General features: G+C 67.9%; 11 protein-coding genes. 6 read left to right on the top strand and 5 right to left on the bottom strand.

Annotated features, from left to right (window positions below; all coding sequences use genetic code 11):
* Positions 1-19: 19 nt before the first annotated feature.
* Entirely contained in the window at positions 20-493 is a 474-nt protein-coding gene (locus V6D00_03180; protein HEY9898165.1) for a hypothetical protein, read from the bottom strand.
* A gap of 61 nt (positions 494-554) precedes the next feature.
* Entirely contained in the window at positions 555-959 is a 405-nt protein-coding gene (locus tag V6D00_03175; protein ID HEY9898164.1) for a hypothetical protein, read from the bottom strand.
* 200 nt (positions 960-1,159) lie between these two features.
* Here V6D00_03175 and hppD point away from each other — a divergent pair, with 200 nt between their 5' ends.
* The 3 genes from hppD (at position 1,160) to V6D00_03160 (ending at position 3,417) form a co-directional block, all read left to right on the top strand.
* Complete coding sequence (gene hppD, locus V6D00_03170; GenBank protein HEY9898163.1) at positions 1,160-2,272, top strand: 4-hydroxyphenylpyruvate dioxygenase; 1,113 nt, start codon at positions 1,160-1,162, stop codon at positions 2,270-2,272.
* A gap of 94 nt (positions 2,273-2,366) precedes the next feature.
* Positions 2,367-2,588 (top strand): translation initiation factor IF-1, encoded by a 222-nt coding sequence (gene infA / locus V6D00_03165; protein HEY9898162.1) that lies wholly within the window; start codon positions 2,367-2,369, stop codon positions 2,586-2,588.
* A gap of 61 nt (positions 2,589-2,649) precedes the next feature.
* Positions 2,650-3,417, top strand: a complete 768-nt coding sequence (locus V6D00_03160; protein HEY9898161.1) for a TrmJ/YjtD family RNA methyltransferase — start codon at positions 2,650-2,652, stop codon at positions 3,415-3,417.
* 2 nt (positions 3,418-3,419) lie between these two features.
* Here the strand turns inward: V6D00_03160 and V6D00_03155 are convergent, their stop codons facing one another.
* The gene (locus V6D00_03155; GenBank protein HEY9898160.1) at positions 3,420-4,349 is read right to left on the bottom strand and encodes a DMT family transporter; all 930 of its coding nucleotides are present in this window, start codon (positions 4,347-4,349) and stop codon (positions 3,420-3,422) included.
* Positions 4,350-4,472: 123 nt separating this feature from the next.
* Between V6D00_03155 and V6D00_03150 the strand changes: the two genes are divergently transcribed.
* The gene (locus V6D00_03150) at positions 4,473-5,417 is read left to right on the top strand and encodes a LysR substrate-binding domain-containing protein (GenBank protein ID HEY9898159.1); all 945 of its coding nucleotides are present in this window, start codon (positions 4,473-4,475) and stop codon (positions 5,415-5,417) included.
* Here the strand turns inward: V6D00_03150 and V6D00_03145 are convergent.
* The gene (locus tag V6D00_03145; protein HEY9898158.1) at positions 5,380-6,360 is read right to left on the bottom strand and encodes a ferritin-like domain-containing protein; all 981 of its coding nucleotides are present in this window, start codon (positions 6,358-6,360) and stop codon (positions 5,380-5,382) included. The genes V6D00_03150 and V6D00_03145 overlap by 38 nt on opposite strands.
* Positions 6,361-6,491: 131 nt before the next feature.
* On the opposite strand from V6D00_03145, the gene V6D00_03140 reads away from it, so the two are divergent.
* Entirely contained in the window at positions 6,492-7,778 is a 1,287-nt protein-coding gene (locus tag V6D00_03140) for a pitrilysin family protein (GenBank protein HEY9898157.1), read from the top strand.
* On the top strand, positions 7,771-9,075 hold the full coding sequence (locus tag V6D00_03135; protein ID HEY9898156.1) for a pitrilysin family protein: 1,305 nt from the start codon (positions 7,771-7,773) through the stop codon (positions 9,073-9,075). The genes V6D00_03140 and V6D00_03135 overlap by 8 nt, the downstream gene beginning before the upstream one ends.
* A gap of 46 nt (positions 9,076-9,121) precedes the next feature.
* Here the strand turns inward: V6D00_03135 and V6D00_03130 are convergent, their stop codons facing one another.
* Positions 9,122-13,174: an adenylate/guanylate cyclase domain-containing protein gene (locus V6D00_03130; GenBank protein ID HEY9898155.1), complete on the bottom strand. Its 4,053-nt coding sequence runs from the start codon at positions 13,172-13,174 to the stop codon at positions 9,122-9,124.
* Positions 13,175-13,212: the final 38 nt, after the last annotated feature.

The following is a 13,212-nucleotide window of genomic DNA, read 5'->3' as shown; positions in this document are numbered from 1 at the left end:
CCCAGGATCGTCGCTAGCCTTAGAAGTGGAAGATGTCGAAGCTCGCCGGGGGGATCACCACCCCCTCGGGGTCGAGCCACTCCTCGACGGGCCGCACGAAGTTGTACACCGTCAGGTGAGCGTGGGTCAGCTTGTAGTGGATGTTCTTGCGGATCAGGGCGACGGCGGCGTCCAGGTCGGGCTCCTGGAGGACCAGGATCACGGGCGCGTGGACGTGACGGCAGGTGTACTCGAGCCGCGCGAGGTTGAGGTCGTCCACCACCACCCAGAAGGTGGGTTCGCCGGTCAGATCCACGCTCGCGAGGTCCGCGGGGTGCTTGAAGCGGAGCTTGGCGTCGGCCTGGAGCTCGTGCTCGCGGTAGAACAAAGCGTAGGCAGCCGCCTTGAGCAGCAGGTGCCTGAGGGATTCGTCCTTTTTCCTGTAGAGCACCAGCTGATCGCGCCGGCCGAAGCGGAAGCGAACCTGGCCCTGCACGTCAGAGCTACTGATCATGAACCGATGATACCACGCCGCTTCTCTGAGGCTGTGACCGCCTACACTTGCCACCATGGCCTCATCCTCCGAGGTGGTCCCAGTCCGGGTCCTCGGCCTCGGCGTTGCCGGGCGAGACGCCGGACTGGCGGTGACGGAGGAGCGCCTCGCCCTCTTCGATGGGAACCTGGCTCACCTGGCCCGAGGGCGAGGTGTCACGCAGCTCGGCAGGCAAGCCGTCTTCGCCGGCCAAAGGCGTGATGTCCCGCATCCAGGCGAGCGCGTTGACGACCGGGGCCGTGGTCTGGGCCTGCAGGGGGCGCGGGGCCTGGACGACACCGACCTCGCAGGGAGCGTTGCCGAGGTCGCTCACCTCTCCCAGCGCGATCTCCTCGCGCGCCTCGGCGTTGAGGGTCGCGAACTCCGGCGGCAGGTTCTCGGGCTTGAGGATGTCCGGCAGGCCGGACGCGTCGCGCGCATCGCCCATCGCCTTGCTCCCTTCTGGTGCCGACCATGCGTCCTGGTCGCACCCGACACCCTACGGCCCCCCGGGGGCGCGGTCAACGCTGGCTCGCCGGGCTTGATCCGTGACGGTTGCGGACGGGGTGGCTATAATGAGGGCACGATCGAAAGCAGCTTACCAATAGTGACTTCGATGCCCTGTTCGTGAAGGAGGATGTTTTCCGAATGGCCAGCTCGCTCACCCCGTCCGGCACCGACACCGTCGTCATGACCGGCATCGACCACGTCGAATTCTACGTCGGCAACGCCAAGCAAGCCGCCTATTACTACCAGAAGGCCTTCGGCTTCGACCTGGTCGCCTACGCCGGCCCCGAGACCGGCCAGCGCGATCGCGCGAGCTACGTGCTCCAGCAGGACAAGATCCGCTTCGTCCTGACCACGGCGCTCACCCCCGATCACCCGGTCTCCGAGCACGTCAAGGCCCACGGGGACGGCGTCAAGGACGTCGCCATCGGCGTCAACAACGCCTGCCTCGCCTACAACCAGGCGATCGCCCGCGGCGCCAGGAGCGTGATGGAGCCCGCCGAGCGCTCGGACGCGAGCGGTCGCGTCGTGCTCGCGAGCGTCGCGACCTACGGCGAGACGATCCACACCTTCGTCGAGCGCGCCGACTACGCGGGGGGCTTCCTGCCCGGCTTCGCGCCGCGCAAGGGCCTGGGCTGCGCTCCGGTCGGGCTCTCTTACATCGACCACGTGGTGGGTAACGTGGGCTGGAACGAGATGAACACCTGGGTCGCGTTCTACCAGCGGGTGTTCGGCTTCCACCACTTCGCCAACTTCGACGACAAGGACATCAGCACCGAGTACTCGGCGCTGCGCTCGGTGGTCGTCGCCAACGACAACGAGCGGGTCAAGTTCCCCCTCAACGAGCCCGCCGAGGGCAAGAAGAAGTCCCAGATCGAGGAGTACATCGACTCCTACGGCGCGCCCGGCGTCCAGCACCTGGCCCTGATCACCAAGGACATCCTCACCACTGTCGCCGCCCTCAAGGCCAACGGCGTCGAGTTCCTCGGCACCCCCGCGAGCTACTACGAGGGCCTCCTCGATCGCACGGGCCCCATCAACGAGGACCTCGCCGCCCTCCAGGCCCTCGACATCCTGGTGGACAAGGACGACAAGGGATACATGCTCCAGCTCTTCACCAAGCCCCTCGAGGATCGCCCCACCGTCTTCTTCGAGATCATCCAGCGCATGGGCTCCGAGAGCTTCGGCAAGGGCAACTTCAAGGCCCTCTTCGAGTCGATCGAGCGCGAGCAGGCCCTGCGCGGCAACCTGTAACCCCCCGCCCCGCGTCCGGCGCTGCTTGGTGGCGCCGGACGCGCTATAATCGAGGAGCATCAACCGCCGAGGCGGGACGAAGGGGGGAATAAGGATGCTCAAGGAAGACATGATCGAGCTGGAGGGGACCGTGCTGGAGGCACTGCCCAACGCCATGTTCCGGGTCAACCTTCCGAACGGTCACACGGTGCTCGCCCACCTGGCGGGCAAGATGCGCAAGCACTTCATCAAGGTGCTTCCCGGCGACAAGGTCAAGGTCGAGCTGAGTCCCTACGATCTCAGCCGGGGCCGGATCACGTTCCGTCTGCGTACCTGATCAGGCCTCGACGAGGCCCAGGAGACCTCTTGATGAACCGACGTCGATGAGGGCGACCGCCATGCAGCCGTCGCCCTCTCTGCTCCTCTCGACCCGCGTGGTCATGATGCACCCTTTCTTCCCCGAGAACCTCGGGGCGGCGGCGCGCGCCATGAAGAACTGCGGCCTCTCGCGCCTCGTCGTTGCGGATCCGGGGCCGGTCCTGCCCACCCACGACAACGCCCGAAAGCTCGCGATCATGTCCCAGGAGATCCTGGAGGCGGCCGAGGTCGTCCCGACCCTGGACGAGGCCATCGCGGGGACGAGCCTCGTCATCGGGACCACCCGCGCGCTCTACGACGGCATGACCTCGCTCACCCCGCGCGAGGCCGCGCGCCTGGCCGCGGTCCACGCGGCGGGCGGCGGCCAGGTGGCCCTGGTCTTCGGCAACGAGAAGAACGGCCTCTCGAAAGAGGAGCTGCGCCGGTGCCACCAGATCGTGCGCATCCCGGCGGCCCGGCCCGACACCTCCTTGAACCTCGCCCAGGCCCTGATGGTGATCGCCTACGAGTGGTTCCAGGCCTCGGAGGAGGCGGTGCAGACGGCAGGAGAGCCGCTGACGGCGATCGCCCTCGAGGCCGAGGTCGCGCGCGTCGCCACGGACCTGGCCGAGCTCCTTCGGGAGGGCGGCTTCTTCAAGGACCACAACCGCTCCAAGAAGGAGGCGATGCTGCGTCGCGTCCTGTCGCGCGCAATCCTCGCCGAGGACGAGGCCTCGGTCTTTAGAGGCCTCGCCCATCGCCTTGCCGGTGTCACGAGGCACCTGGGGTCGCCTGATCGTCAGGAATAACCTCAGGCGGCGGTGGCCCGCTTGTTCATCGGGACCGGTCGCACGCGCGTGGGGAGGCTGCCACCGAAGACCCCCAGCAGGACCAGGATGATGCCGGCCAGCTGCATCCACCCGAGGGATTCGTGGAGGATGGCGATCGAGCCCGCGAGGCCCCAGAGGGGGACCAGGTTCATGAAGGTCGCCGCCTTGGCCGCTCCCATCTGGCGGATGCCCGCGCCCCAGAGCATGAACGCCACCACGCTGCCAATCAGCGAGAGGTAGCCGACCTCGAGCCAGCCTGCGAGGGAAAGGCTCGCGAAGCGGGGCAGCCCGCCTTCTAGCCAGGCGATGGGTAGAGCGCCGAGCCCGCCGACGAGCGCAGTCATGGCTGCGAGCAGCCGCGGAGCGTAGCGCGAGGCGACGCGCGCATTGAGCAAGAGGTAGGCGCTCCAGGCGACCGCGGCGCCAAGGTGCATCAGGTCGCCGACCCCGCGGGCGATCCCGGCCTGGGCATTCAGCGCCGAGGACAAGACCACCCCCAGCCCGAGCACCGAAACGCCGAGCGACGCGATCCTTTCGCGGCCGGGGCGAAGGCCGAGCCAGAGGGAGCTCATGAGGGTGGTGATCAGCGGGACGGTCGCCGGTGCGAGAACCGCGTCGCCCGCCGGAGCCATCCGAAGCCCAACGAAGACGAACCCGTTGAAAAGGATGCCGCCAAGGCCGCCGAGCAGGATCAGGAAGGGCACTTCGCGGAGCTTGAGCGCGCGCAGATCTCGCCAGGCGAGCGGCACGAGCACGAGGGCCGCGACGCCGTATCGCGCCAGGGTGGCCGTGAAGGGCGGCAACTCGGCGGAAAGCAGCTTGCCCACCGAGAAGAGCACCCCCCAGACAGCGGTTGGCACCAGGAACAGGGAAAGGGTGAGGAACGGGTGACGCTGGAGCGCTGTTGGCATCGCAATTTCCTTTTGAAGAGAGGAACGACTTCCTCACTCTAGGGATGATCGATACCAAGTTCCAATGAATTGTTTTTCTTGTTATCATTCCTCGTGGTTATGACTTGAGGGGAAGGATTGCCGATGGAACTGCGACGACTCGAATACTTCGTGACCTTGGCCCGCGAGCGGCACTTCACCCGCGCGGCGGCGTACGAGAACGTTTCCCAGCCGAACCTGAGCAAGCAGATCCAGGAGCTCGAGCGGGAGTGCGGTGTGCCGCTGATCCAGCGCCTGGGGCGACAGGTTCACCTGACGCCGGCAGGCGAGGATCTGTTGCGTCGTGCGCAGGCCATTCTGGCTGAGGTGGACCAGATCAGGCTCATGATGCTGGAGTACCGCGGCTTGACGCGTGGGCGCCTCGTCGTGGGCGCCATGAGCTCTCCGAGCGCCTACCTGATGCCCGCGGTGGCCGCGCGCTTCATGCGCGCCTATCCCGACGTCGACCTGGTCATCGAGAGCGCGCCCTCCCAGGTCATCTACCAGGGCTTGCAGGACAACACCTTCCACATCGGGCTCGCCTACGCTCCCCAAGAGTCGGCCTTCCTCGACGTCACGCCGCTTTTCGAGGAGGAGCTGGTCCTGGTGGTGCCGCGCGACCATCCGCTCGCCGGGCGAGAGAGCTTGCCGCTCGCGGAGCTCGCGAACGTTCCCTTGGCCCTCTCGAAGGACATGACCTGCCGCAAGATCGTCGACCAGGCATTTGCTTCAATGGGCATCGCGCCCAGGCGATCGCTCGAGGTCGCTTCGCTCGAAGGCCTGAAGGCCACGATCGAGCAGGGGCTTGGGGTGACGCTGCTGCCCAAGATGTACCTGCGGAGCATCCAGGACACCAGCAAGATGGCGTGCGTGCGGCTCGTGGATCCCACGCCCCGTGAGACCTTCGCCCTGCTCACCCACCGCGATCGCCATCAGTGCGCCGCGACGCGCGCGCTGATCGGCGCGATTCACGGCGAAATCGATCGATTGCTGGCCGCTCCCCTCGCCGGCTTCAAGGAGACGGCTTCTCCAGAAGGCTTCCGACCGTGAAGCTGGGGCTTGGGGCGGGGATCACGGGCACCCGCTCTTCCTCCTGGAGCGGGACGTAGCCCGGCTCGGAGAAGGCCTCCTGGGCGTTCAGGTCCCTGAGCAGCTCCATCTGCCCTTGCGCGAAGACCGACTGGCCCAGGGCGTTCTGGAGGAGGCTGCGCACCTCGTGCGGCACGGGACAGCCCGCGAGCCGCCGGTAGCGGTTGACGCTCGCCTGCTCGATCGCGATGGCCTGGGAGATCCGATCGGAGAGGGCGCCCTCGATCGGTACGGGGCGCCAGGGGAAGCCAGGATCGGCGCCGTTCTCGTGGATCTCGTCGGCCATCAGGCCCATCTGCCGCATCTTCCAGACCCCGTTCTCGAACAGGAAGTCCTTGGCCTCCCAGTCGCTGCTCTGGAAGAAGTGGCGCAGGTAGACGAGCACCTCGTTGTAGGCCTCCTCGAAGGCCTCGTTCAGGATGGCGACGAGCGTGGGGTCCTTGATCGGCCCGGGGCTCGGGTAGCTGGCCTGGAGTGCGAGCTCCGAGACCTCGGCGTCGAAGGTGCCCCACTGCTCCTCATGAAGCTGCTCGTCGAGGATGACGCGCTCGAGCACGCGCAGCGCGCCCGAATGGTCGATGCGATCGAGCTGCGAGGTGTAGTCCCGGATCGCGTCGGCCTCGGCGGCCACTCCCAGCGCCATGATCTCGCGGATCGTGGCGGCCTGCACCCGGACCTCGGGGCGCTTGAGCGTGACCACCCCGCCCAGCTCGGCGATGATCCCCGCGAAGTACTTCATGTGGCGCATCTCGGCCCGGGCGATGGTGATGATCTCGGCGCCGACGCCGACGTCGCCGATGGCGTAGGCGTGCTGGAGGTACTGGTAGATCGCCCCGTGCTCGAGGCCCACGTTGTGGTTGAACAGGGCGATGATTTGCTGGGGATCGCTGATCTTGGCGTCCATGGTGCGTGCTCCCTCGTGCAAGGAGTGACCATGTAATTGTAACGCATCTTGAAGGCAATTGGCGGGCGTTTCTCGGATCCCCGAGGGTCTGCTACCATGGGATGCCTCAAAGAAGGGAGCAAAGGATGGAGATGAAGTTTCGAACCAGCGAGGCCGACGGCCTTCGCATCCACGTCCTGCCCACGCCCAAGTTCAAGACGACCACCGTCGTGGTCGACATCCTCTCTCCGCTTCGGCCCGAGACGGTGACCCTGAACGCCCTGATTCCCGCGGTCCTCGAGCGCGGCACGCGCTCCACCCCGACGGTCAAGGGCCTGCAAGAGCGTCTCGACGACCTGTACGGCGCCTCGCTCGACGCGACGATGTTCAAGATCGGCGAGCGGCAGGTCGCCCAGTTCGAGCTCGAGGTCCCCAACGAGAAGTTCCTGAGCCACGCCCCGGCCCTGCTCGAAGAGGGGATCAAGCTCCTCGCCGAGGTGCTGCTCGATCCGGCCCTCGACGGCGGAGTCTTCCGCTCGACGGCCGTCGAGCTCGAGAAGGAGGCCCTGCGCAAGCGCATCGAGGGCCTCTTCAACAACAAGGGCCGCTACGCGGCCATCCGCTGCGTGGCGGCCATGTGCGCCGACGAGGACTACCGACTCTTCTCGTACGGGCGCCTCGAGGACCTTGCGGGCATCGACGCCGCGCGCCTTCACGCCCACTACCGGCAGTGGCTGCGCACCAGCCCCATCGACGTGTTCGTGGTGGGCGACGTGGACCCCGACGCGGTGACGGCCATGCTGCGCGCGGCCCTCGCCATCCCCGGCCGCGCGGTTTCGGAGCTGCCGCCTACCGTCGTGAAGGGCGCCGCAGGGGCCCCGCGCGAGGTCGTCGATCGCTTCGACGTCAACCAGGGCCAGCTGGTGATGGGCTTCCGCACGCCGGTGACCTTCTCCTCGCCGGATTACGCGCGCTTCACGGTCTACAACGGGGTGCTCGGCGGCTACGCCCATTCCAAGCTCTTCGTCAACGTCCGCGAGAAGGCGAGCCTCGCCTACTCGGCGTTCTCGCGCTTCGACTCTCACAAGGGCCTGCTCATGATCCAGGCGGGGATCAACATCGAGAACTTCGAGCAGGCCACCGCCATCATCCACGAGCAGCTCGCGGCGATCGCCAGCGGCGACGTCGGCGAGGACGAGCTGCTCCAGACCAAGGCCATGATCGCCAACGACTACCGCGAGATGGCCGACTCGCCGGGCCAGCTCGCCCACTTCGCCCTGGTCCAGGGCGTCGAGCACGCGCCGCGCGAGATTGCCGAGCTGCTAGAAGCCGTCGAGAAGGTCACGGTCGAGGACCTCCAGGCCATGGCCCGTCAGGTCTCGCTCGACACCGTCTACTTCCTCAGGGACAAGGAAACCGTGGAGGCCACCCATGCTTAAGACCACCTACGACACCTTCAAGGAGACGACCTACTTCGAGGTCCTGCCCAACGGCCTGACGGTCTACCTGGTGCCCAAGCCCGGCTACGCCAAGACCTACGGCATGTTCACCACCCGCTACGGCTCCATCGACAACCACTTCAACGTCGAGGGCCAGCCCGAGATCAAGGTGGTGGACGGCATCGCCCACTTCCTGGAGCACAAGCTGTTCGAGGAGCCCGACGGCGACGTCTTCATGAAGTTCGCCATGCAGGGGGCCGCCGCCAACGCCTTCACCAGCCACACCCGCACCAGCTACCTGTTCTCCGCCACCGCAGAGGTCGATGCCAACCTCAACACCCTGCTCGACTTCGTGCAGAGCCCCTACCTGAACGACGAGAACGTCGCCAAGGAGAAGGGGATCATCGAGCAGGAGATCCGGATGTACGACGACCAGGCCTACTGGCGCGCCTACCGGGCCCTGATGGAGAACCTCTTCCACGTCCATCCGGCCCGCATCGACATCGCCGGCACCATCGACTCGATCTACCGGATCGACGTCGAGAGCCTGATGAAGTGCTACAAGACGTTTTATCATCCTACAAACATGGTGCTGGTGGTGGTCGGAGACTTCGACGCCGAGCGCCTCATGCAGCTCATCCGTGACAACCAGGCCGCCAAGGACTTCGTCGCCCAGGCGGTCATCGAGCGCCACTACCCCGAAGAGCCCGCCACGATCGCGAGCCCCTACAGCGAGCTTTCCATGCCCATCGCCAAGCCCCTGTGCATGCTTGGCTTCAAGGAGCGCGAGGTCGGGCTGACGGGCCACGAGCTGGTGCGCCGCGACCTGACGACCCGCATCCTGATGGACACGGTGTTCGGCAAGAGCTCGGACCTGTACCAGGAGCTGGACGACGCGGGGCTCATCGACCCGAGCTTCAGCTTCGACTACGAGTCGTCGCCGGGCTTCAGCTTCGCCTACGTGGGCGGCGAGACCGAAGCGCCCGAGCAGCTCATCGAGCGCCTCAAGGCGGGCATCGGCAAGGCCAAGCGCGATGGCGTCTCGGAGGCCGCGTTCAACCGGACGCGCAACCGCAAGATCGGCGAGTTCCTCAGGGTCTTCAACTCGCCCGAGCACCTCTCGTACGAGTTCACCCAGTACCTCTTCCAGGATGCGGACCTGTTCCAGGTGCCGACGATCATGGAGGGCATCTCGGTGGCTGACGGCATGCAGCGTCTCGAAGAACTCTTCGACGAGGTGGCGATGACCGTGTCGCTGGTGAAGCCGAGCGAGGTCAAGGAGGCGGTCGCCGCCTAAGCGGTTCTCGAAATGGCAAGGCGGTCCCTTTTTAGGGGCCGCCTTGTCATTTCGAAGGGGGCGTCAGGGCGAGGCCGGGCGAGGTCACCTCGGCCTCGGAGAGGCGCAGGCGATCGCAGGCGCACCGCAGGTGCTTGGCCCGGGCTCGCTTGCCTGAAGGCAGGTGCCGCCCCAGCTCCAGGTGCGCAAGCCCCATCGCATAGGAGTTCTGCGCACGCGTGGCCAGCCTGAGGGCCAGGCGCCAGAGCTTCTGCGCATGCTTGCGGCGCCCTGCTTGCCACTCCGATCGGCCGATCAGGATCATGGCGAAGGGGCGATTGGTCCGCTGCATGGCGGCGACGGGGTGGAGCAGCCGGGCCATGTCGTGGACGGCCTGAACGAGCTCGCCCGGCGGCGCCGACGACTCCTCGACCAGCGCGAGGATCACCTCGGACAGGCTGCGATACGTCTGCATGAAGTTGTAGGTGCCCGGCGCGGCAGAGAGGACTTGCCCCAGCGTGGAGAGGGCGAGATCCTGGGCTTCCTCGCTCCGGCCGGCACGCAGGGTCGCAAGGGCCAGCACGCTCCGGAAGTCGATCGAGAGGGTCGGATCCTGACAGTTCTCGAGCAAGGGCGGCACCCCTTGCAGGCAGTCGAGCGCCTCAGGGACGCGACCGAGGCGTGCCAGGCACATCCCCTGAGCGATCAGGGCCTCGGCCGGTTGCTGGACGTCCCCGTAGCGCTGCGCCTCCGCGAACACGGCCTCGTACAGGGCCAGCGCCTCCTCGTAGTCGCCCGTGGACCCGTGGATGTTGGCCATGACCATGAGGCACATGCCCTGCTGCCTGCGATCGCCGAGGGCCTCGCTCAGGAGGGCGGCTTCCTGCAAGCAGGTGAGCGCCTCTTTGAGCCGCCCTGCCATCCGCAGATAGAGGCCGCCAAGGGCCATCACCCGGCAACGGGTGGCGGGATCCCCGCTGTCCCCGGCCCGGTCCTGCGCCAGGCGAAGGTAATGCTCGGCGAGGCCGTGCAGCGAGAATGAGCCCACCACCGTGGTCAGACCGGCGTACCCTCGCGCCAGCGACGAGGCGGATCCGCTTCGCTCCGCCAGGTTGACCGCGCTCAGGGTGGCGTAGATCTGCCGCTTCGGGTCGCTCCCGTAGAAGAGGGCCTCCGCCAGGGCCTCGCCTACGAGGCCCTGGTCGCGCAGCCGTTGGCTCGCTTCGAAGCTCAGGGTCGGGTCGGCCTTCGCGATCCCTGCGCGGTAGAGGAGCTGGCGCCAGGCCGCCGATGCGGCGCCCAGCCACAGCCCGGCGCTCGTCGCGGGGATGGGCCTGTTCGCCAGTTGCATGGAGCGCTCCGCGTGGGCCTGGCAATCCTCGAACCGCCCGAGCGCGAGGCATGCGCGCGCCAGCAGGCCTTCGCAGCGGGCCCGGCGATCGGTCTGCTCGGGCGGAAGCAGGCGCATGGCCTCCTCGAAGCTCGCGATCGCCTCCTGGTTGGCGTTGCCCTGACAGGCCGCTTCACCGGCCTTCATGAGGTAGGTGATCGCCTTGTCGGGGCTTCCGGCCAGGTTCCAGTGGTGCGCGAGGAGCGCGTCGGGTGCCGCGTTGCCCTCGGCCTCGTACCACTCGGCGACGGCCCGGTGCAGGGGCTGCCGCTGCGAGAGCAGCATCTGCCGGTAGACGACCTCGCAGGTGATGGCGTGGCGGAAATAGTAGCCGGGTTCGGGATCCGCCGTCTCCAGGGTGATCAGGCCCCTGAGCCTGATCTGCTCCAGGGCTTCGACCACCTTCTCGCGCGAAATCCCCGCGGGGCAGAGCGCATGGATCATGCTCAGGGTGAATGACCGGCCGATCACGCTCGCCACCTTGAGCATCGCCTGCTGCTCGGGGGTGAGACGGTCGAGGCGGCTGGTGATCGTTCCCTCGATGGTGCCCGGCAGCATGAGCTGGTGTGCCCCTTCGGGGCTCGAGCACTGGCGGCAGACCCCGCCCTCGACCACGAGCTGATCCGACTCGCAGAGGGCCAGGGCCAGCTCCTCGCTGAAGAAGGGGTTCCCCTCCGCCCGCTCGTGGATCAGGCGAACGGCTGCCTCGGGCACCGCCGCCGCGCCGAGCCTTTCCTGTACCAGGCTTGCGGTCTCCTCGAAGGTGAGGCCGCTCAGCAAGAGCTCCAGCGCGTGGGGGCGCTTCTGCAAGTGCGTGAATTCGCTGCAAGCGGCCATGCCGAGCGGACGGGTGGTCAGCAGCAGGATCATCGAAGGGATGCGCTCGGCGCAGAGGGCCGTCAGGGCCCACGACGCCGAGTCCATCCAGTGGGCATCCTCGAGGACCACGACCAGCGGCGCGCGCTTCGCGGCTTCGCCGAGCAGGTTCAGGAACAGCGCGTGGGTGTTGTCGGCGCGCACCTTCGCGTCCATCGCGGCGGTGTGCGCGTTGTCCGCTAGCTCAAGCTGGAGGACGGCCCCCGCCAGCGGGGCAAGGCGGGAAAAGGCCGGATCCGTCTCGGCCCTGGCGAGCACAAGGTCGCGCAGGGCGTCGCGGTCGGCCGGTGCCTGGCCGGGAAAGAGCAGGGTGGCGAGGACTGGCGCCCAGGCCAGGTAGGGGACCCCGCGCTCGATGGCGTCGGTGCGGCCGAGGTGGACCGGGACCTTTCGCGAGCGCGCCTCTCTGACGAACTCACCGACCAGACGGGACTTGCCCATTCCAGCCTCGCCCTCGAGCAGCACGATGGCGCCCCGGTTCGCCTCGATCGCGCCGTCGAGGCGCGCCGTGAGCAGGGCGCGCTCGGCGGCGCGCCCGATCATGCGGCCAGCGGGCTCGGCTTGCGCCAGGTCCGCTTCCCCGAGCGGCTTGAAGACGGAGATGAGATCCTGCTTTCCCTTGACCTTGACCGGGGGCATGGCCTCGAAGCGCAGCTGGGATCGTGCGGCCTGCTGGGTGGCCGCGTCGCACCAGATCCCGACCCCCACCGCCTGCATGAGGCGCGCCGCGAGGTTTACCGCGTCCCCCAGGACGGTGTACTCGCGCCGGCGGTCGTTGCCGAGCTCGCCGCAGAAGACCCGGCCGGTCGCCACCCCGACCCCGGCCTCGACTCCCAGCTCGGCGAGGCCCTCCTGCAGGGCCATGGCCGCCCGGATTCCCCGGACGGCATCGTCGCCGTGCGCCAGGGGCGGAAGCCCCAGCGCAGCGAGCAGGGTGACCCCCTTCTCATCCACGTTGAGCTTGTTGATGCTGCCCTCGAAGCGGTAAAGGGCGCCCTGCATGGCCGCCATCACGGCCTGGGAGTGCGCCAGCGGGGCCCGGTCCATGCCGGGGAGCTTCACGAACAGGATGGTCGCCTGTCTTTGCTCCGAGAGCCATCGGGCTTGGCCGGCGGCCAGGCGGGCCTTCACCGCGCCCGGCACGTAGGCCGATAGCGCCGCCTCGCTCTGCGGCGACGACGCGGGTGGCGTCGCCGGCCGCGGCTCGAGGGTCGCATGCAAGCCGTCCAGCCGGACGCCGCCGGAAGGCAGGGGCATGCCCTCGCACGCCTGGGCGTGCGCCCAGGCGCTCGGGGTCAGGGCCAGCTCGCCGGGCTCGACGTCCGGGGCGACCCGGCCGATCTCCTCGACGGCGGAGCCCGTGACCAGCAGCTCATAGCGGTCGAAGGCGCCTCCGAGATCCGAGAGGGTGACCTCGCCCGCGCCCACCGCGACCCGCAGGGTCAGGGGCGCGACCCTGCGCAGCCGGACGTCTCCTTGCAGCCCCAGAAGGTCGAGCCCGCACTGGAGGGCGCGATGGACGAGGGTCGAGGGGGGCTCGCCTGCGGCATCGAGCGGCCAGATCGCGAGCAGGGCGTCGCCCGCGAACTTCAGGACATCCCCACCGTGGGCGTAGACCAGATCGATGAAGCGCCCGAAGTAGGTGTTGAGGATCCGGGTCAGCTCCTCGAGGCCCGCCGGCCCCTGGAGCGAGAGCCGCTCGGTCAGGGCGGTGAAGCCCGAGATGTCCGCGAACAGCACGGCCCCCTCGCGACGCTCGCGCCTGGGTCCGGAGAGGGGGGCCGGGTCGGCGAGGTAGCGCTCGGTGATGAGGGCGGGAAGATAGCTGGCGAGAGACGAGGTGGGGGTGGGCATTCCGCTGTCCTTGGTGGCCGGGGATGGAGCGAGTCGGG

It is taken from the genome of Pantanalinema sp., assembly GCA_036704125.1.
Lineage (GTDB): Bacteria > Cyanobacteriota > Sericytochromatia > S15B-MN24 > UBA4093 > JAGIBK01.
Note: the sequence above shows the minus strand (reverse complement) of the source record. Positions and strands in the feature narration are given on the sequence as shown.

Bases quoted from the DNA above. Each gene is read 5' to 3' on its own strand.
- V6D00_03140 (HEY9898157.1), top strand. From the start codon at position 6,492: ATGAAGTTTCGAACCAGCGAGGCCGACGGCCTTCGCATCCACGTCCTG.
- V6D00_03150 (HEY9898159.1), top strand. From the start codon at position 4,473: ATGGAACTGCGACGACTCGAATACTTCGTGACCTTGGCCCGCGAGCGG.
- hppD (HEY9898163.1), top strand. From the start codon at position 1,160: ATGGCCAGCTCGCTCACCCCGTCCGGCACCGACACCGTCGTCATGACC.
- infA (HEY9898162.1), top strand. From the start codon at position 2,367: ATGCTCAAGGAAGACATGATCGAGCTGGAGGGGACCGTGCTGGAGGCA.
- V6D00_03135 (HEY9898156.1), top strand. From the start codon at position 7,771: ATGCTTAAGACCACCTACGACACCTTCAAGGAGACGACCTACTTCGAG.
- V6D00_03180 (HEY9898165.1), bottom strand. From the start codon at position 493: ATGATCAGTAGCTCTGACGTGCAGGGCCAGGTTCGCTTCCGCTTCGGC.
- V6D00_03130 (HEY9898155.1), bottom strand. From the start codon at position 13,174: ATGCCCACCCCCACCTCGTCTCTCGCCAGCTATCTTCCCGCCCTCATC.
- V6D00_03155 (HEY9898160.1), bottom strand. From the start codon at position 4,349: ATGCCAACAGCGCTCCAGCGTCACCCGTTCCTCACCCTTTCCCTGTTC.
- V6D00_03145 (HEY9898158.1), bottom strand. From the start codon at position 6,360: ATGGACGCCAAGATCAGCGATCCCCAGCAAATCATCGCCCTGTTCAAC.
- V6D00_03160 (HEY9898161.1), top strand. From the start codon at position 2,650: ATGCAGCCGTCGCCCTCTCTGCTCCTCTCGACCCGCGTGGTCATGATG.
- V6D00_03175 (HEY9898164.1), bottom strand. From the start codon at position 959: ATGGGCGATGCGCGCGACGCGTCCGGCCTGCCGGACATCCTCAAGCCC.